We start from the raw sequence: 21,427 nt of genomic DNA, 5'->3' as shown, positions 1-21,427 counted from the left end.
ATATCGTCATAGGTTTGATCACTTAGTTCTCTTGTTAATACGTCGCTGACGCTTCTTATATTGTTCCATATCGTTTTTCATTTTCTTTTTATAACCAGGCTTTACTTTAGAAGGTTTACGGACAATTTTTTTAGCTTCAATATCAAGCTCATTCACTTGTTTTTTGCGCTTATTCCGTTTATCTCTAGCTCCAAGCTCAACCCATTCGTTATTACGAAGATCCTGTTGTTTAAATGTAATCCCCATTTTTTCTAATTTTACTATTGCATCCTCATCTGAAGGATCATACAAAGTAGCTGCAATGCCAGAATAACCTGCTCTTGCAGTCCTCCCTACTCGGTGAACATAAAAATCTAGATCAGAAGGTATTTCAAAATTAATGACGTGACTAACCCCTTCAATATCAATACCTCTAGCTGCTAAATCTGTTGCTACAACATATTGAAAGTCTAAATCCTTAATTTGCTTCATCATTTTCTTCCGATCACGTGGTGATAAGTCCCCGTGAATTCTACCGACTTTTAAGCCTTTTTTAATTAATGAATCTGCAACTTCATCTGCCTTCACTTTAGTATTTGTAAAGACAATTGCTAAATATGGATTATACTTCAACAAGATATCATGTAAAATTTGAACTTTGTCTCGATGACGCGATGGTATCAGGATTTGCTCAACACTCGTAACAGTTACTTGGTTAGGTGCTACATGCGAATATTTTGGGTTGTCCATATATTTACGTAAAAACTGCTTTAATTTTTCTGGTATTGTAGCAGAAAAAACTAATATCTGTAATTTTTCTGCCATCCTTGCTGCAATTTGATCTACTTCATTAATGAACCCCATATCAAGCATTAAATCTGCTTCATCGACGACTAATGAATTAGAAGAATATACATGCAGCGCCTGTTCCTTTATTAAATCAAGTATTCTTCCTGGTGTTCCTACAACGATGTGTGGTTGTACCTTTAGCTTTTCAAGCGTACGTTGTTTATCTGTACCACCCACATAACATCGTGCCGTTATTTGTTCACTTCCATCATAAAATTTTGTGACCTTTAATACTTCCTGATAAATTTGATTAGCTAATTCACGCGTCGGTGCTGTAATAACCGCTTGTACTTCTTGTTTTGAAGGGTCTATATTGTTAATAACCGGTAACAAATAAGCATGTGTTTTACCTGTTCCTGTTTGTGATTGACCTATTACACTTTCACCTTTTAGAATCGAGGGAATCAAACGCTCTTGTATGTCAGTAGGTTTATAAAATTCCAAGCTATTAATCGCTTTAATTATAAAAGGCTTTAATCCAAATCTTTCAAATTGTGAGTTCATCGTATCTATACTCCTTATGAAACTATCCCAAATGAATTGTAAATTCCTCTGGAACACTCATTATAATTTCTACTAGCCAAAACATATCATCATTAGATTATAATGGATTTTATAAGAAAAGTGCAAGCTTGTCAGCAACTCCCTTAAGCGATGGAGCTTAATTGAATACTATTAATGCTTTTAGAAAGGCAAAGTTAAACGTCGTTACACTAGAATGTAGAGCATAATATTTAATAAGTAATAGGCTGTTTTCGTATAAAATGTTGTTTTTCATGCTAAAGGGCATCTTTTCTTCTATAAAACGATGACTGTTAAGTAACACGGTGTTGATATCTTCTATCTCAGAAACTATAGCAACAAAGTTTACGAATAGAGCTTAAATTAAAATATGATGCGATATGCTAAATGTAAACTATATTAAAAGTAATAGACGTACAAAAATCAAACTAAGACTAAATCAAGTACTTACTTTGATGAAATATAGGTCGATTAGCCACACCTTAAAGACAATTGTAAATAGTCGATCCTTCGAAATCCATATAAACACCTTCCTAATCAGTTTAACATTATTCCCTTTTCCGTAAAAAGTTTTGTTTGGCTTAAGCACTACAGTCTTATATCATCAGGATTCTATGCTTTGTTTACTTTTTACTATGGCCGATTTCGCATAGCATATTGTTTAACGTACTAATAAATAAACAGAAATACAACTAGATTTCGTGGCACCATTTCTTATAAAACGATGAATTTTGAGGAAAACAACATCTTTATCTATTAGTTAAGATACTTTAGGAACAAAGTTTACGAACAGTACCTTTCCTAAAATTAGAGCTGCTAGGATGGGGTTATATTCCTCTGCCAACGGTGTTTAAGATGGGATTATGCCTTTGTACAAAAAATAATAATTAATAGAAAGAAAATGCCGATCTAAACATAAGATTTTAAGAAAACAGGCTACAACCCAACAACATAATAACTTAATCTCACATAAAATAATCTATAACTACTAGCACAATGAAACATATGAAAGGAGAATGACATTGAATCACCAAAACTCACTTAGTCAAATGCTTTCTAACAGTCAATGGTTCCAAAATCCATTTACTTCAATCATGCATTCAAACAAAGGGTTAGATAATTATTTGTCAACGATGCTGCACTCACCAAATTCGTTAAAAGGCTTAATGAATCCAAAAGATTTCCAAAAGTCATTGAGTAGTGTTCAACAATGGTTTAAAACTGCCGAATCTGTAGCCCCAACGTTAAAGGAACTGTCCCCTATCGCAAATAAAATCCCGTCTATGTTTAATATGTTTAACGAACCAGCAAACCAGACCAAAAATTCTATACGTCAGAGAGATCTACCAAGAATAACGAAATCCCCGCCTGCTGATCGTAGTGGAGCATCAAAACCAAAGCTCTATATTTAGCTCATAACTTTAATTCTTATCTCCACTTCGCTATAATAAAGAGAAATAAGAAAAGCATAACAACTTTTACCTCTCACAGCTAATGTGAGACATTTCATGGATGCTTGATTAGTCCATGAAGAAAGCTTTCTTATTTTTCTAAGCTCTTTTCGTAAATTTTATTGGTATTTTCACAAACCACTACATCATATGACGGCTTTCTGTCACTGTCTTCGTTTTATAGAAGGTACTACGAAATCCTAGGCTGATTATGTGTTTGTTTCATCATACGATTAATATCAATTAATGCGAAAAAAGCTTTTTATATCAGCCGATGAACAAATGATTGTTAGGCATTTGCTAATATAGATAAAAAATTCTCATTTAGGGATAAATGGAGGAGATTCGAATGGAAGTAGTCAAAATTACTCCTAGAGGTTATTGTTATGGTGTTGTAGATGCCATGGTAATTGCTAGAAATGCAGCTCTAGATAAAACTTTACCAAGGCCAATATACATTTTAGGAATGATTGTTCATAATAAACATGTAACTGATGCATTTGAAGAAGACGGGATCATCACATTAGATGGAGAAAACAGACTTGATATTTTAAGCAAAGTAGATAAGGGTACAGTTATCTTTACCGCTCATGGCGTTTCACCTGAAGTAATAAAACTTGCAAAAGAAAAGGGGCTTGTGACAATTGATGCAACATGCCCAGACGTAACAAAAACTCACGACTTAATAAGAGCTAAAGAAAGTGAAGGCTATGACATCATCTATATAGGGAAGAAAGGACATCCTGAACCCGAAGGAGCTATTGGAGTTGCTCCTCAAGCTGTTCACCTCGTAGCGAACGAAGAAGATGTACAAAACCTTTCCTTAAATAACGAAAAAATTATTGTCACAAACCAAACGACGATGAGTCAATGGGATGTTGGCCATATTATGGAGCAAGTAAAGGAAAAATATCCACAGGTAGAATTTCACAAAGAAATTTGTTTAGCTACACAGGTTCGACAAGAAGCAGTTGCGGATCAAGCAGGACATGCAGATGTTACTATCGTTGTAGGTGATCCAAAAAGTAACAATTCCAATAGGCTAGCACAGGTTTCCATGGAAATAGCAGGAACAAAAGCTTACCGTGTTGCGGATGTGACTGACATAAATATTGATTGGATTAAAGATGCGAACAAAGTAGCAGTTACAGCAGGTGCATCGACACCAACACCTATAACTAAAGAAGTGATTGCATTTTTAGAAAACTTTAATAACTCAGATGAATCAACATGGACAAGAGAAAGAAAAGTGCCATTGCACAAAATATTACCTAAGGTAAAAACTCCAAAAAGTTAAAAACGTTCATTTTTTATAACCGAGGAATATAATAAAGGACTAAATAAACTACTATTTAGTCCCTTTTTATGTAACCTCTGTACTTTTCTTCATCCCTATGTATCACTATTATTGGACACTACACTTTTTTACATAAATGTAAAAGGATCTGTATTTATTTCAGAAGCAACAATATTCACTTTAAAGTTTTTCGATGCAACTTGCTTACGCATCATTTCTACAACACCCTTTTTCATCACTTTTTCGACGTTATGACCTGGATCCACAATATTTAACCCAGCCTGCATTGCATCATGGGCAACATGATAATATATATCACCAGATACATACACATCTGCACCTCTCATCTTTGCTTGGCTAATATACTTATTACCGTCTCCTCCTAAGACAGCAACTTTCTTAACCTTGTCTTGTAAATTACCTACTACTCTTAAACCTTCCACATCTAATTTGCTTTTTACAAAAGCAGCAAAATCTCCAAGTGTGAGTTCACTTTGTAAGTAACCGATCCTACCTAACCCTTTCATTTCTCCCTTATTATCAAGTGGATAAATGTCATAAGCTACTTCTTCATAAGGGTGTGCTTTTAACATTGCAGATAATACTTTTTTTTCTAGGTTTTCTGGGAAAACCGTTTCTATCCTCTGTTCTTTTACTGTTTCCAATTTTCCAGGTGTTCCTATATAGGGGTTAGCTTTGTCCTTAGGTAGAAATGTGCCTACACCTTCTGAACTGAAGGTACAGTGGCTATAGTTACCGATAAATCCAGCCCCTGCATTGCCGATTGCTTCTTTAATTTGATTAGCATGAGCCTCTGGGACAGTTACTACTAGTTTTTTTAAATTCAACTCAAAAGTAGGAACTAATACTTCTACTTTTGTAAGCTCAAGTGCTTTAGCTAATAAATCATTCACCCCACCTTGTGCAACATCTAAATTTGTGTGAGCAGCATAGATTGTTATATTATTTTTTATACATTTTTCGATGATCCTTCCATCAGGTCGATCAGTAACGATATTTTTTAATGGTCTAAAAATAAGTGGGTGGTGAGCAATAATTAAATCAACACTATTTTCTATCGCTTCATCAATAACTGTTTCTAAAACATCTAATGCAACCATTACATGGCGAATAGGCTTATTTAGTGTTCCTATTTGAAGCCCAATTTTGTCACCCTCCATTGCCAGATGCTTAGGCGAAAACTGCTCAAATAATTGAATAACTTCAAATCCATTTGGTGTTTTCATGTTAAAGCCTCCGTTACTAAAGTAATTTTTTGTTCAAGTTCCTTTTTCTTCGTTAAATTATCATAGGAGTGAGAAGCATTATCTAATTTTGCTAAAATCATTTGCCAATGCTTTAATTCATTTGTCCATTTTCGCTTAAATGAATCATTATTCTCCTTTAATAAAAATGGACCTACGAGTAGACCCTTTTCAATATCTTCTTCATAAGGCTCATATGGTGCTCCTCTTTCAGCTACTAAAATTTCATATATTTTCTCATCTTCCGCTAAAATGGTTTCAGCAATTAACTCCCACCCATTTAAAATAAACCATTGTCTTACATGCTTTGCTCCCACATTAGGTTGAAGAATTAATCTCTTGACCCCAGAGAGCTTTTCTTTACCTGTTTCTAGAATGTCACGGATAAGCAGTCCACCCATTCCTGCAATGGTTATACAATCGACTTCTCCTCGTTCAACTACGGACAAGCCATCACCTTTTCTTACATCTATCACATTATTTAAATGACAAGAGGTCACTTGATCTTTTGCAGATTGAAACGGTCCTTGAGTTATTTCTCCTGCAATTGCAAAAGTTATCTTTTGTTGTAAAAAAGCATAGCAAGGTAAATATGCGTGATCTGATCCAATATCAGCTAGCTTTGATCCCATTGGAATGTACTCTGCTACAGCTTCTAATCTTTTCGACAGCTTTAATTCGTTCATCTTTTCACCACTATCTTTATTTTGTATTCGATTATGAATGATCTAAATGAAAAAGTCCATTACCGAAGTATGGACTTTGTATCATGTATAAGGTTTAGCCTATTTTAATGTTGTTAGCCATTCAGCCATTGCATCCAATTGATCAGCTGGAACTAACCCTCCTGGCATAGTGCCTTTCCCGTTTGCTAAAATATCTTTAATTTGATCCAAATCTAACTTGTCACCAACACCTAGAAGCGCTGGACCAGCTACGCCTTCATAATTTCCTCCATGACAGCCAATACAGCTCCCATTATAAATTTCTTCTGGAGATTGTACGACTTCTTCTTGTGGTTCCTCTTCACCTAGTGCAATCCTTTCAGCGTCTCCTAAACCTTTGAAAGAAAGGAATAACATAAGACCAATACCTAAAACCGCGATTAGTGCATAAGGCACTAGTGGATTTCTGTTCATTTCATTTACCCCCTTATGTAAAAAATGAAGTCAAGTAGTAATTATATTTTACAAACAACTTCTATTTTACTTTAAAATAAATAGAAGGAAAAGTCCTAATTCAAAGTTCTTATACATTTTAAAATTTTATTACGAAAATATACACATATTATTGATTAAAACATAAGGGGTTATACGAGTTAACAACCAATTTGTCTTGCAATGACTAACCTTTGAATTTCTGATGTACCTTCACCAATTTCTAATAGCTTAGCATCCCTCATAAAACGTTCAACTTGATACTCTTTCATGTACCCGTAGCCACCATGAATTTGTACAGCTTGACTAGTAACTTCCATACATATTTCAGAAGCATAAAGTTTACACATAGCAGCCTCTTTCGTAAATGATTTTTTATGGTCTTTCAGCCAGGCGGCTTTGTATACCATATTTCTAGCAAGCTCAATCTTTAAGGCCATATCAGCAAGCTTAAATTGAATGGCCGACAATTTTGAGATGGGTTTACCGAACTGAACTCTTTCATTTGCATATGCATGTGCCTTTTCAAATGCTGCTTGCGCAATTCCTACTGCCATAGCACCAATACCAATTCTTCCTCCATCTAGCGTAATTAAAAACTGTTTTAAGCCATTCCCTCTTGTTCCTAAAATGTTTTCTTTTGGAACCCTAACATTACTTAATACAAGTTCTGTAGTATTTGACGCGTTCAACCCCATTTTTTCATAATTATCAATGATTGAGAAGCCTTCCTTATTTGTTGGAACTATTATGGAACTTATTTCTTTTTCATCCCCACTTCTACTTGTAACTGCAGTTAATGCTAAGAATTTAGCAAAGCTAGCGTTAGTAATAAAACACTTATTACCATTAATCACAAATTCTTCACCATCTTCTACCGCCTCAGTCATTGTTCCACCAGCATCAGATCCAGCATTTGGTTCAGTTAGCCCAAATGCCCCTAACGATTCACCGTTACAAATAGGAGCCAAGTAAAGTTCCTTCTGTTCATCCGAACCAAATAAATTAATAGGTGCCCCACCTAAGGAAATATGTGCAGAATAGGTTATTCCTGTAGAGGCACATGCTTTACTTAATTCCTCAACTACTATTGCAAAACTAATTGTATCTGCACCTGCCCCCCCATATTCTTCTGGGAATGGAAGACCCATTAATCCTAACTTTGCCAATTTGTTAAATATCTCTTGAGGAAACATTTTATTTTTATCACGTTGAATTGCTCCTGGAGCAACTTCCTCCTGAGCAAATTCCTTTATGGTTTTTTTCAAAACTTGTTGTTCCATTGTTAAATCAAAATTCATATATTTTCTCCTCTCAACAAAATGTATACGCTTACATTCCATTATAAGGTTAATTAATGAATTTTCTCAACATTTTAAAATATTTAAAAACTTATTTCTATAACCATTTGCAAAACAACTAACAATTCAGTACAATAAATTACAAGAAATGTTATAAAAAAAATAGTTCACTCCAACTTTTTAGTTGAAGTAAACTATTGTTATGGAAAAAAAATCCAATAAAAGATTATTCTAGAAAATCTTTTAGTCGTTTACTACGACTAGGATGTCTTAATTTACGCAGTGCTTTTGCTTCGATTTGTCGTATACGTTCACGTGTTACTCCAAAAACTTTGCCAACCTCTTCTAGTGTTCGCGTTCTACCATCATCTAAACCAAATCGTAGGCGAAGTACATTTTCTTCACGATCAGTTAACGTATCTAAGACATCTTCTAATTGTTCTTTTAATAATTCATACGCTGCATGTTCAGAAGGTGATGTAGCATCTTGGTCTTCGATAAAATCGCCTAGGTGCGAATCATCTTCTTCCCCAATCGGTGTTTCAAGAGATACAGGCTCTTGAGCAATTTTTTGGATTTCCCTAACTTTATCTGGTGTTAAGTCCATATCTTCAGCAATTTCTTCTGGAGTAGGTTCTCGACCTAAATCTTGTAATAATTGTCTTTGAACACGAATTAATTTATTTATCGTTTCGACCATATGAACAGGAATACGTATTGTTCTCGCTTGATCTGCAATAGCACGAGTAATTGCTTGACGAATCCACCAGGTTGCATACGTACTAAATTTATATCCTTTTTCATAGTCAAATTTTTCAACCGCTTTGATCAAACCCATGTTGCCTTCTTGAATCAAGTCAAGAAACAACATACCACGACCAACATAACGCTTTGCAATACTTACAACTAATCGTAGGTTTGCCTCTGCTAGACGACGTTTTGCTTCTTCATCACCTTGTTCAATGCGTTTAGCTAGAGATATTTCATCTTTAGCAGATAACAAATCAACACGTCCAATTTCTTTTAAATACATCCGAACTGGATCATTAATTTTTACTCCTGGAGGTACACTTAGGTCATTAAGGTCAAATTCTTCTTCTTTCGCTAGATCTTGGATGTTGGGGTCTTTATCTTCATCACCGTCACCAATTAATTCTACACCTTGTTCACCTAAAAATTCATAATATTCATCCATTTGGTCTGATTCAATTTCAAATCCAGACATACGTTCGGCGATCTCTTCATAAGTAAGTACCCCGCGTTTCTTCCCTATCTCTGTTAATTGTTCTTTTATTTGGTCAAGTGTTAATTCAGTATCAATATCTTTAGAACGAGCTGACTTTTCAGCCATCTGTCCCCCTCCTTCCAAGCTTATCACGAGGAACTAGTTATACAATAAGTCCCTATTTAAGAGATCTTGATATTTGTATAATTTCGTTCGCAATGGTTGCAGCCTTCACAAAATCTTTTTGCTGTTCGGCATTTTGTTTTTCTAACTCTTTTTCCTTTAGTTTCAAAAGTTTTGGATATGTTAATACATGGTTTATATAATCAGTAAGCTCTTGCTCTGATACATCATCATTAATAGCCAACATTGCAATTTCTGATACTGTTTTTTGAAGGTTTCCATTTTGGACACGTTGGATGAACGAGCTAACGTCAGCGTCATTTCCTTCCTCATAAAATGCATACAGATAAGTAATTATTGCCCTATGTTCCTCAATGTTAAAGTCGCCTTGTATTGTTTGTTGAACTTTAAAAGCAATGTCCTTATTACGAAGCATATGTGCAATTAGGAAACGTTCTGCATTTTGAAATGCAGGTAATAGTTTTGTCTGAGTATGAGTTCTAAATGATATTTTATTACTATTCCATGTATGGTTATCCTTTTTACGATGTCCCTGTTTTTGAAGTTGACTTAATTGTTGCTGCAATGCGTCTAATGATATAGAAAACTCACTAGATAGCTGCCTTATATAGTGGTCACGTTCAACCGCCTTATCTACAATGCTTATTTCCTTAAGTACTTCATCTATATAACGCATGCGCTCCCCTTCATCTTGAAGGTTTTTGCCTCTTCTTAAATATTGCATTTTAAATGACATTAACGAAACACTTGCCCCTATTACATCGGTATTAAATTTTTCTGATCCATATTTTTGAATGTAGTCATCAGGGTCAAAGCCTTCAGGCATTTGCGCAATCTTCACAAAGCATCCTTCATCAGATAATAGCTTTGAAGCACGAAAGGATGCTTCGATTCCTGCATTATCAGAATCATAACAAATCGTAATTGATTCAACATTTCTTCTTATTATCCTTGCTTGCTCATCAGTTAAAGATGTTCCCATCGTTGCAATTGAATGTTCAATTCCACACTTATTTGCAGCTATTACATCTCCAAACCCTTCAAAAAGAATAACATGCTGTTGCTTTCTTATATGCAACCTTGATTGATGAAAGTTATACAATAGTTTTCTTTTGTTAAAAATAGAGCTTTCTGGACTATTTAAATACTTTGGTTTTTCATTTCCAAGCACCCTTCCAGAGAATGCTACTACACGCCCCTGGTGATCATATATCGGAAACATAATACGGTTACGGAACCTGTCATAAAATGAACCTTCGGCGTCCTTTTTAACAATTAATCCTGCTTTTTCTAATAGTATGGCGGAAAATCCTCTTTTCATCAGAAACTTTGAAATGAAATCCCAAGAATCTAGGGCATACCCAATCTCAAATTTTTCTATCATCTCTTTCGTAATGCCTCGATTAAGCAAATAATCCAAGGCGTCTTGACCTTCTTTTGTATTAACAAGTAAATGATGATAGAATTTTTTCAATAAGTCATGCGCTTCAAGCATTTTAGAGCTCTCATTAGATTTTGCCACTTCAATAGGAGCAGTTGTGTATTTGGTTACATCAACATCTACCTTTGCTGCAAGCCGTTCTGCTGCCTCTACAAAGGAAAGACCTTCAAGTTCCATTAAAAAAGAAAAAGCATTTCCTCCAGCTCCGCATCCAAAACAATGGTAAATTTGCTTTTCTGGAGAGACCGAAAAAGAAGGCGATTTTTCTCCATGGAATGGGCAAAGTCCGAAATAGTTTCTCCCTTGCTTCTTCAATTGTACATATTCACTTATTAAATCAACGATGTCTGTTGAGTGATGTAATTGTTGGATAACTTCTTCGGGAATTCGATTTCCCATAACTAACATCTCCGTGTGATAAAGTTATTCTCTATTTATGATTTAATTCCTGCAAGTTTCGACAAAATTTTTTTAAAAGATTTGATAAAATAGTTACGATCATTTGATGAAAACGCTTTTGGACCTTTTGTGTGGTGTCCGGCTCTCCGTTCTTTTGCTGAAATATACCGAAGCTGTAGCATTAAATCCATGTTGTTTTCATGAAAGATTTTTCCACGTGGAGATATGACAACTACACCTTTCGGAAGTAGAATACTCGCCAATCCATGATCTTGTGTAACGACAACATCATTTGCACATACTTTGTTCATGATATGTAAATCCACTGCCTCTTTATCTGAATCAACAAAGACCCACTTAGCTCCAAGGTCAGTTTCTGAGACATGTGCATACGATGCGATAAAGGTTACTTCTGCGACATAATTTTTTGCAACTTCAACAATTTCTGATTTTACTGGACAAGAATCAGCATCTACAAAGATCCTTACAACTTTTTTACTATATCTCTCTATTCTACATCACTCCGAGGATTCCTTCTTTTCATAGATACTCCTTATCATAAATACAAAAGTAACAAATTTGTTACTTTTTCTTTGTCGAATTATTTTTAAGTTTACCCCTTGACAACTTACAATAAATAGTTTATTCGTAATAACCAAACTCTAAACCTTTTTTATCACAATTTTTTATTATAATATAAAGTTCAATGATTGGCTATACAAATAAAGCAAATATAAATCAAGTTTAAGCATGAAAAAAATAACAATAAACTTTATTGCTACTTTCGTCTTGATTGTTGTTTTCATATTAAAACTAAACACATATTCAATAACACTTAGTGGCCTTTTCATCTTTAAAAACAGTTAGCACATAAAGTGTGGCATCTTTTCTGTTCTACAACGATGACAAACATATAAAACCACATGTTGCGATTCAATAAAGTTTGCGAAAAGACCATATATATGAATTCACCAACCCCCTGGGTTGAATATACTAAAGCACATATCACTGAAAAGTGTATGCGCTAAATTGTACGATTATTATAGATGTTTAAAATTGTATTTGCGGTTTCCTCTACCGCTTTATTCGTTACATCAATAACATCACAACCAATGTTGGTAATAATATTATCGAAATAGCATAACTCTTCATTTATTCTATCTATATTTGCGTAAATCGCTTTATCATTCAGCCCCAGAGACTTCAAACGCTCTTTTCTTATATAGTTTAACTTTTCAGAGCTTATTTTTAACCCAAAGCATTTATTAGCAGGTACTTGAAATAGTTCGTCAGGAGGGTCAACTTCAGGTACGATTGGTACATTTGCCACCTTTAAACGTTTATGAGCTAAATATTGTGATAATGGAGTTTTGGAAGTGCGTGACACACCAACTAAGACAATATCAGCTCTTAAAATGCCTCGAGGGTCCCTTCCATCATCATACTTTACAGCAAACTCAATAGCTTCAACTTTCTTAAAGTACTCATCATCTAGCTTTCTAACCATACCTGGTTCTTGGCGAGGTTTCGTATCATAAGCAATTTGCATTTTATCTATAAGTGGACCAATAATATCATAAATTACAACACCTTCACGCGCTGCTTCTTCAATCAAAAACGTACGCATTTCTGGAATAACTAACGTATAAGCAATAATTGCATTATTCATTTTTGCTAGTGAAAGTACTTCGGTAAGAGTAGACGTATCCTCAACATATGGCACTCGCTTAATTTCAATGTTCGTGTTGCTAAACTGGCATATAGCCGCTTTTACAACAAGTTCTGCTGTTTCTCCTACAGAATCAGATACTACATATATTTGTGGGTTATTCATCCTATTCCCCCATTTCAGTATATTAATAGACTTACAAATTGTTTATATTAATTCATCTTCCTCTATTGCTACAAGTACCTTTGTCATATTTGTTTTCGTAATTCTACCGATTACTTCATACCCTTTGTCTGTTTCTTTTATGACTGGTAATGCATCAATTTGCTTTTCAATTAATATTCTAGCAACATCTATCATTAAGTCATCTCTTTTACACATCGTTATATTCGGCATTCTTGTCATAATAATATTAACAGGAATTGTTGTCAACTCTTGTTTACCGATACTAGCTCTAAGTAAATCCTTCCTTGATAAAACACCAACGAGTGAAGTGTTATCATCTACTACGAACAGTGTACCAACATCTTCTAAAAACATTGTACAAATAGCATCATACACCGACACACCTTCATTAACTACAACAGGAATTGATTGGTAATCCTTAACTAAGATTTTCTTTATTTTATCGCTCAACAGCTGTGAACCAGTCTTTCCTGTATAAAAATAGCCAACACGAGGTCTTGCTTCTAAGTAACCAGCCATTGTTAATATAGCTAAGTCAGGCCGTAATGTCGCTCTTGTTAAATTTAATTGGTCTGCAATATGTTCACCGGTGATAGGTCCATTATCCTTAACAATTCGTAGTATTTGCTCCTGTCGTTTACTTAATTCGATTGTAATCACCACCTTTAATTTTAGCAATCGCGATATATACTCCTATGTAGTTTGTTACTACAAGATATTATATACTAAGTTGGTAGCTTTGAAAAAACCTACTGTATGTTTTAATACAATAGGCTGATGTTAAATACATTATAGTTTATTTTTCAAGTTGTCTAATTGATTTAAAAATCTTTTTGATTTTAACGCTAGCCCTGAGTATTCATCATAGTATGCAGCTATGATCGTATTTAATTGTTGCTTAGTTTCAGTTTTAACAGAAATCCTGCCTAATCTACTTAGATCATAATAGTAAAAAAGTCGTAATAATCTTACCGTAGCCTGCGATACCTTCAAATGATGAACATCTTTTCCATAACACCTATGACAGATTAAACCACCTTCTTTTATAGAAAAAGCAAACTGCCCTTCACTATTATGGCAAATGGCACAATGATCTAACACCGGATGTAACCCTAATACTTGTAAAATTTTCATTTCGTAAATGAAGGTTAATATTTCTAAATCTTCTCCCTCATTCATATAGTTGAGAGTTTGATAAAGTAATTCAAATAAAAAAGGGTTTGCTTTTAGATCTTCCGTACTTTTATCAGTCAGCTCTACAATATATGACGCATATGCAGTACGAAATATGTCTTCACGAATAGCTCGTAATGATGAGCTTGCTTCTCCTTGTTGAAGGTTGCCTAGACCACTTCCTTTTTGTATTAAGAAATGGCCATAAGTAAATAATTGAGTAATTGAGGCTAGACGACTATTAGGCTTCTTTGCTCCTCTAGCCATTACTCCAATTTTACCTGCTTCCCTAGTAAATAGAGTAACAATTTTGTTTGTTTCACCATATTCATTTGTTCGAATAACAATTCCTTCATACTTTTGTAACAAGTTTTGTCCACCACCAAAAAATCAGGCAGATCACGACATTGGAAAATCTAGTTTTGCTAGGTCATTCTCTTTGTCTTCGGGTCCTCCATCGTTTTCCTTCTCTAATTCCTTAAAAAGAAGGTACGTATCAATGTTACCTGTTTGACTAAATATACTCCAGGTAAAATCTAACATAAGAATCCCACCTTTCTGATGATACACGCTAGCATATAACTTCCAATCCCTATGTTTAGGGTGAGCACTCCTGCCAATATCATGTTACACAAATTTTGTTAAAAGGTGTTTCTCAAACGTCTACCCCTATATTTTATGGGAAAAAGTCCAGGATGACAACTTGTCCAAATCGAAATCATTAATAATCTTCTTCATTAAAACCAAAGTCTCGAATGTGTGTCAATTTGTTGCGCCAATCTTTTTGAACTTTAACCCAGAGCTCTAAAAACACTTTCGTGCCTAATAATGTTTCAATGTCATGTCTTGCCCTTTTTCCAATTTCTTTTAGCATCTTTCCTTGCTTTCCAATGACTATCCCTTTTTGAGAACTTCTTTCCACTATTATCGTTGCACTAATATAAATGGCATTATTGTTCTCTCTTCGCTGAATACCGTCTATTACTACTGCAATGGAATGTGGAATCTCTTCTCTTGTTAAATGTAGTGCCTTTTCTCTAATTAACTCAGCAATAATAAATCTTTCAGGATGATCTGTTACCTGATCTTCTGGATAATACTGAGGCCCTTCAGGTAAATGTTTTTTAATTTGATCTAGCAGAGTTTCGACGTTACTACCTTGTAAGGCAGAAATTGGAACAATTTCTTTAAATGAATATTTCGTTTCATATTGCTTAATTAACGGCAACAAGTCATCAGGATGGATTTCATCTATTTTGTTTACAACAAGGAAGACTGGCGTATTCACCAATTGTAATCTTTCAATAATATATTCATCACCACGACCAATTCCTTCAACAGCGTTTACCATAAATAGGACGATATCAACTTCTCTTAAAGTATCCTGCGCTACCTTCATCATGAAATCGCCAAGCTTATGTTTCGGTTTATGTATTCCTGGTGTATCAATAAAAATAATTTGACTGTGATCTTCCGTATAAACCCCTTGGATTTTATTACGTGTCGTCTGAGGTTTATCACTCATAATTGCAATCTTCTGACCAATTACTTGATTTATAAAAGTTGATTTTCCAACATTCGGCCTACCAATGATTGATACAAAGCCTGAATGATATTTTGTAGTATTCATCAAAATCCTCCAAGATGTCATAAAATAGTAAGAAACATACAAAACGATAACCCCGAGTGCATCAAATGTGACTCGAGGGGATAGAGTTCGAAATGCGCAAGCGCCGCTTATAAAAATAATATAAGTTTTGGCAGAAAAATAAGTATTCCAATCATAACGGAAATAATCGCAAAAAGCAAAACTGCTCCAGCTGAAATATCCTTGGCAAGTTTAGCTAATGGATGGTAATCATTCGTAATTAAGTCAACTGTTCTTTCAATTGCTGTATTTACCATTTCCAGACTCAACATTATGCCTATCGTAATGATTATTGCTACCCATTCAATTGGAGAAAGTCCAACAAATAATCCTAAAAACAACACAATAATTGCGATATTAATATGAATTTTAAAATTTCTTTCCTTACTAGCTACATGTCTAATACCATTTATCGCAAACAACAAACTGTTTCTAAATTTATTGTTATTTCTATCTCGATAGCCCATATTGTTCAAGTATTTCCTTTTGTTTAGTAAACATAATTACTTCTTCTTCTTCAGTCTCGTGATCATAGCCAAGCAAATGCAATAATCCGTGAACTGATAAAAAAGCGAGCTCCCTCTCAAATGAATGTCCATATTCCTCAGCCTGTTCTTTTGCTTTGGTCGTTGAAATGATAATATCTCCTAGCACCACAGGAAGTTCTATACCTGTAATTTCGATTTCATCCTCCCCCATTTCTTCCATAGCAAATGAAATAACGTCAGTCGGTTGATCTTTATTTCTATACTCTCTATTAATTTCTTGTATGCGCTTATTACTAACAAATGTAATTGATAATTCTGCTCCGTCATCAATATTTTCTCTTGTTGCTACAAATTGTAAGATGTCTTCCACCAAGTTTTGATGTCCGTCTCTCACCTTTTTTGTTTCATCAATAAAATCGATAATTAAACTCATGCCTCTTTCACCTTCTGTCTCGTTGCTTCTGGATATTCAATTCTTGAGTGGAATATCCCTTTTAAAGTTTCACATAGAGATGATGAAACAACATCAAGCTCTTTCAAAGTTAAATCGCAACTGTTCAGCTGCCCATCTTGTAATCGATCTGCAATGATATTCTTAATAAGCTTTTGAATTTCTGCTGAACTTGGATTTGTCAGCGAGCGTACTGCTGCTTCTACACTATCTGCAATTCCTATAATGGCAGCTTCCTTCGTTTGTGGCTTTGGCCCTGGATAGCGAAACTCTTCTTCTGATATAGGAATTTCAGATTGCTGTTGAGCTTTATGATAAAAATACTTTATTAATGATGTTCCATGATGCTGTGCTGCTATATCCACAATTTCAGTAGGTAACTTGTGTTTCCTTAACATTTCTGCCCCTTCTGTTGCATGTGCAATGATTATATTTTTACTCAGCTGCGGGGCAATATTGTTATGAGGGTTTTCGATATTCATTTGATTTTCAATAAAAAACTGAGGTCTTTTCGTCTTTCCTATGTCATGGTAATATGAACCGACTCTAGCTAATAAACCATTTGCACCAATCGCTTCACATGCAGCCTCAGATAGATTTGCAACCATTACACTATGATGATATGTCCCTGGAGTTTCCACTAGTATTTTCCTTAACAAAGGATGGTTTGGATTTGACAGCTCTATAAGTTTTATCGTCGAAAGTATGCCAAAACCTGCTTCTAAAAATGGCATAATCCCGATTGTGAGAACAGCTGCTGAGAGACCTGAAAATATCGCCATTGCTACGTAAATTCCTATTTCCAATAAAGAATATTGTCCGTTTTTCAGTAACATGATTGATGTAATTACAATAATATTAATTACCGAAATGAATAGACCAGATTGAAGAATTTTTGCACGACGGTTAATTCGATCTAAGAAAAACACACCTACTAAGCCACTACATAAAAAGTAAACACCAATCGAAAAGTTAAAAGAACCAATAACTCCTTCGTTAAACATAATACTACCGCACACAGCAAATATCGTACTAGTTAATACCGCTAAGCGATCATTTATCAACACCTTGATTAACAAAGGGCCTACAGCAATTGGAGTTAAATAACCAATATCTGACCATCCAAACTGATGTAGTAAACTAGTTCCTTTCATTAACAAAATCGTTATAGTGAATATGATTGTATATAACAATAAGTCCACATTCTTATTTGACCTTTTACTTTCATCTCTAAAGAAATGATATGCAACTGCTGCTAACATCAAACCAATCATTAAGCCAAGCCCTATAAAAGGCTGAAAAGAACGTTTATTTTGTACTAAATCAATTACTTCAAGCTTTCTAATGATATCTTGAGTTATCAGCTCTCCTTCCTCTACAATAATTTGACCTTGTATAATCATCACGGGCTCCACTGCATTTCTTGCCTGTTCCCGCTTTTCCTCGGTAGCTTCAACATCATAAATCATGTTAGGAATAATGACGAATTTCACTAACTTGGATATAGTATTTCTTAACGAAGATTTAACATTAAGGTACTGTAATTCATTCTCTGCTTGTCTTTTTGCACTCTCTATTTCATTAGTACGGAGCTCTTCACTCATAATATTTTGCACTACTGTAATAGCTTTCTCTTGAGCATTTGTTAATTGCTCAGGTGTAGCTTGAAATAGGACCTCGATCTCCTGATCTGAAAACAGATTGACTATATCTTCTGGCATCTTTGTTTTGAGCAACTCTATTTTTTCTTCATCAGTCGGTTCTAAGCGTTGTGGCTCTAATTCAACTTCTTCATTTTCTATGCCTTCTTCGTTTTCAATAACCGCTCTAATATTTGCATATTTTTCGTTTAATTCGCCATTGACTTCATCAATCCAAGAAAAAAAGTCAGAAATTACATCTACGCTATTTTCTTCATATTCTTTTTTTTGTAAGAATACATCCTGTACCTCTCCAGCAGCTTCCTTTCTTTTTCGCTCAGTCATTTCTTTATCTTCTATCGTTTTCGGGGAGTATATCGTTTGTTCTGCATCACTGTGTAATTGGATATTGTACTTCTTTGGCTCTACGTTACTATATAAAGCTAAAAATATAACCGCTGCTATAACAACATAAAAACCGATATGAACAAACTTATATTCTTTCAGCAATGTTAGAAGTTTTTTCATATATTCGATTAATTTCATGAATTCTGCTCCCCTCCTTTGTTAGAAAAGCTGCTTTTGCCGCAATGTTATTTTTCTTACTAGGGTCTTTTCGTAAACTCTGTTGCTATAGTTCCTAAACTAGAAGATAGAGATGACGTTTTAATATACAGTCATCGTTAGTAGAAAAGATGGCACGAAATCTAGCTGTATACGTGTTTATGTTTTTATACGTAAAACAAAAATCTTTGCGAAAACAGCATCATACTAAGGCTTAACACGATTCAACTAGCGTCCCTTACCTTCTTATCCTTAACTGAACGATGAAAACCTGATATCGCTGTTGTATGTCTTATTTAGAATAATAATGTTACTGAACAACCATTTTCACATCATTCATTGCAAGTAAAATAAAGCATAGAATATATATAGGAAATTGACCCATACATTCATTTGCAAGGGTCAAGAGCTTTATAAATTGGCTTTGTCGTATGCTGTAATAATTCTACTCACTAAAGGGTGTCGTACTACATCTGATTGTTCTAGAAAAACAAAAGAAACCCCTTTAATATTCTCCAAAATTTCCTTTGCAATGGCCAAACCTGATGTTACTCCTTTAGGTAAATCTACTTGAGAAATATCTCCAGTAATCACCATTTTTGAATCGAAGCCTAATCTAGTTAAAAACATTTTCATTTGAGCAGGTGTTGTATTTTGAGCTTCGTCCAATATAATAAATGCATCGTCTAATGTTCTACCTCTCATATATGCTAACGGGGCGATTTCTATAATCCCTCTCTCAATTAATCTAACGGTATGTTCAACTCCTAAAACATCATGGAGAGCATCATACAATGGTCTCAAATATGGATCTACCTTCTCTTGTAAATCTCCAGGTAGAAATCCAAGATTCTCCCCTGCTTCTACAGCAGGTCGAGTAAGTATGATTCTTTTGACATGTCCATTTTTTAATGCGTTCACTGCCATGATTACTGCTAAATACGTTTTCCCTGTCCCTGCTGGTCCAATACCAAACACCATATCATTATTCTTAATTGATGAGATATAGTGACGCTGTCCGAGAGTTTTCACGCGAATTGATTTGCCTTTTACTGTTACAGCAATTTCCTCTTTAAAAAGTTCATCAAAATATTCTAGCGTGCCTTTTTTACTTAGTTGAATGGCATATAAAACATCTCGTTCACCAATTTGAATACCATTTCTAATTAGCTTCAATAACTGTGTTAGAATCTCATCCGCTTGTTTTACATTCTCATTGTCACCAGATACACTTACTGTTTCACCACGAGTTACAATCGTTACTTGCAGTTCTTCTTCAATACGCTTTAAGTTAGTATCATGAATACCAAATAATGAAATGGCTTCATTTGCGTTTTTTACTTGTTGTTTTATCGTTACTAACGCTTCTGACATTATTTAATCTCCTTGAATGATTGGCTTCTCAATTGCGATATTTTCTATTACTGTGTAAATAATTTCTACCTTTAATTTACCATTCTCATTCGTTTCGTGCAAAACTTTTTCTTCTTTTATAGTTGCATCTTCGTCAAGTTTAGTTTGCAATTCTGTTCGTGCAGATTCAATTGCCAGTTCTTTTGCTTCCTTCACTGAATAGACTCTTTCAACTGTCTCTGTTTCCCTTATCACATTTTTCATATATGATACTGGCAGCTTCCAATTTAATAAATGAAGATCTTTTGTTGTTTCGTATGTTTCATAATTCCGATAGTCATTTTTAGCAAATCCCCAAAATGGAAGGGTTATACCCCCAAATGATATTAGATGTTTTGACTTTGAATTACCAGTAAGTACATGTATTGTTTGGGATAACGGTGTTTTCACTGTTGCCCGATACCAAGTTTCACCATATACCTTTCCACGTGCAGCGACTATTTGAGTATTATCTTCTTTTCCGATCATTCCACTTACTAGTAATTCTCCTTTATTGACATGTTGATTGATTTCAACAATAGCCTGACCTTCTTCTACAAACATCTTAGTAATTACTGATTCTTTTTTTGCTACTAAGTGTTGAGGACCAATTTGTTCTGGTTCTTCTGGTTCTTCCTTTTCAACTACTTGAAAATGATATGTAGTACCCCTTAGTTCTACACCAATCCAAGTAATTGAATCAATATTGTTTGTTAACTGCTGTTGAATAACATCGACATCTTCAAGGAGAAATTGTAATTTCCCTTTTTTAACACCCATTTCATCTAAATGTTGATAAATTTGATGCTCAGTTTGAGGTTGAGCGCCATCAATTTCAATCTGCCAGACGATATTCGATAACAGAATCATAATGACAAAAAAAAGTAATAGTCCAAGTAAAAAACCACTATTTGTAAGTACTTTTTTTATTAGGAAAGGTAGTCCAACTTTTTGGATAAAAAAAAGCTTACAGTCAAATGTTCTTACAACTCGTCTTACCTTACTAACATCTTTCAGTAACATAAAAAAAGTAACTGACTCTGTTCCCTGTCTCTTGACATTCCATATATTTATATCATTTTGAATACATTGATTTATAAATCTTTCAATACCTTTGCCTTTAGCATTTACTTGAATAACACCAGTCATAAAGTTCAACCACTGATTTTTCATTTTTTCCCCCTTA

20 protein-coding genes are annotated in these 21,427 nt (G+C 34.5%); 2 read left to right on the top strand and 18 right to left on the bottom strand.

Going from position 1 to position 21,427, the window contains the following annotated elements:
- Positions 1 to 18: 18 nt before the first annotated feature.
- A complete protein-coding gene (locus SLH52_RS03430; RefSeq protein ID WP_320207888.1) occupies positions 19 to 1,332 on the bottom strand; it encodes a DEAD/DEAH box helicase in 1,314 nt (437 codons plus the stop codon).
- A gap of 1,040 nt (positions 1,333 to 2,372) precedes the next feature.
- On the opposite strand from SLH52_RS03430, the gene SLH52_RS03425 reads away from it, so the two are divergent.
- Positions 2,373 to 2,762, top strand: a complete 390-nt coding sequence (locus tag SLH52_RS03425; RefSeq protein ID WP_320207887.1) for a hypothetical protein — start codon at positions 2,373 to 2,375, stop codon at positions 2,760 to 2,762.
- Between the two features lie 388 nt (positions 2,763 to 3,150).
- Complete coding sequence (locus SLH52_RS03420) at positions 3,151 to 4,098, top strand: 4-hydroxy-3-methylbut-2-enyl diphosphate reductase (RefSeq protein ID WP_320207886.1); 948 nt, start codon at positions 3,151 to 3,153, stop codon at positions 4,096 to 4,098.
- A gap of 128 nt (positions 4,099 to 4,226) precedes the next feature.
- Here SLH52_RS03420 and SLH52_RS03415 read toward each other — a convergent pair whose 3' ends face one another.
- The 17 genes from SLH52_RS03415 to yqfD all read right to left on the bottom strand — a co-directional run bounded on the left by SLH52_RS03415 (position 4,227) and on the right by yqfD (position 21,414).
- On the bottom strand, positions 4,227 to 5,345 hold the full coding sequence (locus SLH52_RS03415) for a Nif3-like dinuclear metal center hexameric protein (RefSeq protein WP_320207885.1): 1,119 nt from the start codon (positions 5,343 to 5,345) through the stop codon (positions 4,227 to 4,229).
- Positions 5,342 to 6,049: a tRNA (adenine(22)-N(1))-methyltransferase TrmK gene (locus tag SLH52_RS03410; protein WP_320207884.1), complete on the bottom strand. Its 708-nt coding sequence runs from the start codon at positions 6,047 to 6,049 to the stop codon at positions 5,342 to 5,344. Before SLH52_RS03410 ends, SLH52_RS03415 begins: the two co-directional genes overlap by 4 nt.
- Positions 6,050 to 6,148: 99 nt before the next feature.
- Complete coding sequence (cccA, locus tag SLH52_RS03405; RefSeq protein WP_320207883.1) at positions 6,149 to 6,502, bottom strand: cytochrome c550; 354 nt, start codon at positions 6,500 to 6,502, stop codon at positions 6,149 to 6,151.
- A gap of 179 nt (positions 6,503 to 6,681) precedes the next feature.
- Entirely contained in the window at positions 6,682 to 7,821 is a 1,140-nt protein-coding gene (locus SLH52_RS03400) for an acyl-CoA dehydrogenase family protein (RefSeq protein WP_320207882.1), read from the bottom strand.
- A gap of 226 nt (positions 7,822 to 8,047) precedes the next feature.
- Entirely contained in the window at positions 8,048 to 9,172 is a 1,125-nt protein-coding gene (gene rpoD / locus SLH52_RS03395; RefSeq protein ID WP_320207881.1) for an RNA polymerase sigma factor RpoD, read from the bottom strand.
- 52 nt (positions 9,173 to 9,224) lie between these two features.
- Positions 9,225 to 11,030: a DNA primase gene (gene dnaG / locus SLH52_RS03390; RefSeq protein WP_320207880.1), complete on the bottom strand. Its 1,806-nt coding sequence runs from the start codon at positions 11,028 to 11,030 to the stop codon at positions 9,225 to 9,227.
- Between the two features lie 35 nt (positions 11,031 to 11,065).
- A complete protein-coding gene (locus SLH52_RS03385; RefSeq protein WP_320208055.1) occupies positions 11,066 to 11,512 on the bottom strand; it encodes a YaiI/YqxD family protein in 447 nt (148 codons plus the stop codon).
- 542 nt (positions 11,513 to 12,054) lie between these two features.
- Positions 12,055 to 12,864, bottom strand: coding sequence for a pyruvate, water dikinase regulatory protein (locus SLH52_RS03380; protein WP_320207879.1), 810 nt, complete (start codon positions 12,862 to 12,864; stop codon positions 12,055 to 12,057).
- A gap of 42 nt (positions 12,865 to 12,906) precedes the next feature.
- The gene (locus SLH52_RS03375; RefSeq protein ID WP_320208054.1) at positions 12,907 to 13,548 is read right to left on the bottom strand and encodes a helix-turn-helix transcriptional regulator; all 642 of its coding nucleotides are present in this window, start codon (positions 13,546 to 13,548) and stop codon (positions 12,907 to 12,909) included.
- A 126-nt stretch (positions 13,549 to 13,674) separates the two neighbouring features.
- Positions 13,675 to 14,427, bottom strand: coding sequence for a DNA repair protein RecO (gene recO / locus SLH52_RS03370; protein WP_320207878.1), 753 nt, complete (start codon positions 14,425 to 14,427; stop codon positions 13,675 to 13,677).
- A gap of 30 nt (positions 14,428 to 14,457) precedes the next feature.
- Positions 14,458 to 14,601: a YqzL family protein gene (locus SLH52_RS03365; protein ID WP_320207877.1), complete on the bottom strand. Its 144-nt coding sequence runs from the start codon at positions 14,599 to 14,601 to the stop codon at positions 14,458 to 14,460.
- A gap of 178 nt (positions 14,602 to 14,779) precedes the next feature.
- A complete protein-coding gene (gene era, locus SLH52_RS03360; protein ID WP_320207876.1) occupies positions 14,780 to 15,688 on the bottom strand; it encodes a GTPase Era in 909 nt (302 codons plus the stop codon).
- Positions 15,689 to 15,795: 107 nt separating this feature from the next.
- Complete coding sequence (locus tag SLH52_RS03355; protein WP_320207875.1) at positions 15,796 to 16,173, bottom strand: diacylglycerol kinase family protein; 378 nt, start codon at positions 16,171 to 16,173, stop codon at positions 15,796 to 15,798.
- A complete protein-coding gene (gene ybeY, locus SLH52_RS03350) occupies positions 16,157 to 16,627 on the bottom strand; it encodes an rRNA maturation RNase YbeY (RefSeq protein ID WP_320207874.1) in 471 nt (156 codons plus the stop codon). Before ybeY ends, SLH52_RS03355 begins: the two co-directional genes overlap by 17 nt.
- A complete protein-coding gene (locus SLH52_RS03345) occupies positions 16,624 to 18,831 on the bottom strand; it encodes an HD family phosphohydrolase (protein ID WP_320207873.1) in 2,208 nt (735 codons plus the stop codon). Before SLH52_RS03345 ends, ybeY begins: the two co-directional genes overlap by 4 nt.
- A 429-nt stretch (positions 18,832 to 19,260) precedes the next feature.
- Positions 19,261 to 20,223: a PhoH family protein gene (locus SLH52_RS03340; protein WP_320207872.1), complete on the bottom strand. Its 963-nt coding sequence runs from the start codon at positions 20,221 to 20,223 to the stop codon at positions 19,261 to 19,263.
- A gap of 3 nt (positions 20,224 to 20,226) precedes the next feature.
- Positions 20,227 to 21,414 (bottom strand): sporulation protein YqfD, encoded by a 1,188-nt coding sequence (yqfD, locus tag SLH52_RS03335; RefSeq protein WP_320207871.1) that lies wholly within the window; start codon positions 21,412 to 21,414, stop codon positions 20,227 to 20,229.
- Positions 21,415 to 21,427 lie beyond the last annotated feature (13 nt).

The sequence above is a fragment of the Cytobacillus sp. IB215665 genome (assembly GCF_033963835.1).
Lineage (GTDB): Bacteria > Bacillota > Bacilli > Bacillales > SM2101 > Nanhaiella.
This window is presented reverse-complemented; position numbering and strand designations above follow the sequence as displayed.

Coding starts and splice junctions, on each gene's coding strand:
- SLH52_RS03345 (WP_320207873.1), bottom strand. CDS start 18,831: ATGAAATTAATCGAATATATGAAAAAACTTCTAACATTGCTGAAAGAA.
- rpoD (WP_320207881.1), bottom strand. CDS start 9,172: ATGGCTGAAAAGTCAGCTCGTTCTAAAGATATTGATACTGAATTAACA.
- cccA (WP_320207883.1), bottom strand. CDS start 6,502: ATGAACAGAAATCCACTAGTGCCTTATGCACTAATCGCGGTTTTAGGT.
- SLH52_RS03420 (WP_320207886.1), top strand. CDS start 3,151: ATGGAAGTAGTCAAAATTACTCCTAGAGGTTATTGTTATGGTGTTGTA.
- SLH52_RS03410 (WP_320207884.1), bottom strand. CDS start 6,049: ATGAACGAATTAAAGCTGTCGAAAAGATTAGAAGCTGTAGCAGAGTAC.
- SLH52_RS03400 (WP_320207882.1), bottom strand. CDS start 7,821: ATGAATTTTGATTTAACAATGGAACAACAAGTTTTGAAAAAAACCATA.
- dnaG (WP_320207880.1), bottom strand. CDS start 11,030: ATGGGAAATCGAATTCCCGAAGAAGTTATCCAACAATTACATCACTCA.
- SLH52_RS03365 (WP_320207877.1), bottom strand. CDS start 14,601: ATGTTAGATTTTACCTGGAGTATATTTAGTCAAACAGGTAACATTGAT.
- SLH52_RS03380 (WP_320207879.1), bottom strand. CDS start 12,864: ATGAATAACCCACAAATATATGTAGTATCTGATTCTGTAGGAGAAACA.
- ybeY (WP_320207874.1), bottom strand. CDS start 16,627: ATGAGTTTAATTATCGATTTTATTGATGAAACAAAAAAGGTGAGAGAC.
- SLH52_RS03415 (WP_320207885.1), bottom strand. CDS start 5,345: ATGAAAACACCAAATGGATTTGAAGTTATTCAATTATTTGAGCAGTTT.
- yqfD (WP_320207871.1), bottom strand. CDS start 21,414: ATGAAAAATCAGTGGTTGAACTTTATGACTGGTGTTATTCAAGTAAAT.
- SLH52_RS03430 (WP_320207888.1), bottom strand. CDS start 1,332: ATGAACTCACAATTTGAAAGATTTGGATTAAAGCCTTTTATAATTAAA.
- SLH52_RS03355 (WP_320207875.1), bottom strand. CDS start 16,173: ATGGGCTATCGAGATAGAAATAACAATAAATTTAGAAACAGTTTGTTG.
- SLH52_RS03340 (WP_320207872.1), bottom strand. CDS start 20,223: ATGTCAGAAGCGTTAGTAACGATAAAACAACAAGTAAAAAACGCAAAT.
- era (WP_320207876.1), bottom strand. CDS start 15,688: ATGAATACTACAAAATATCATTCAGGCTTTGTATCAATCATTGGTAGG.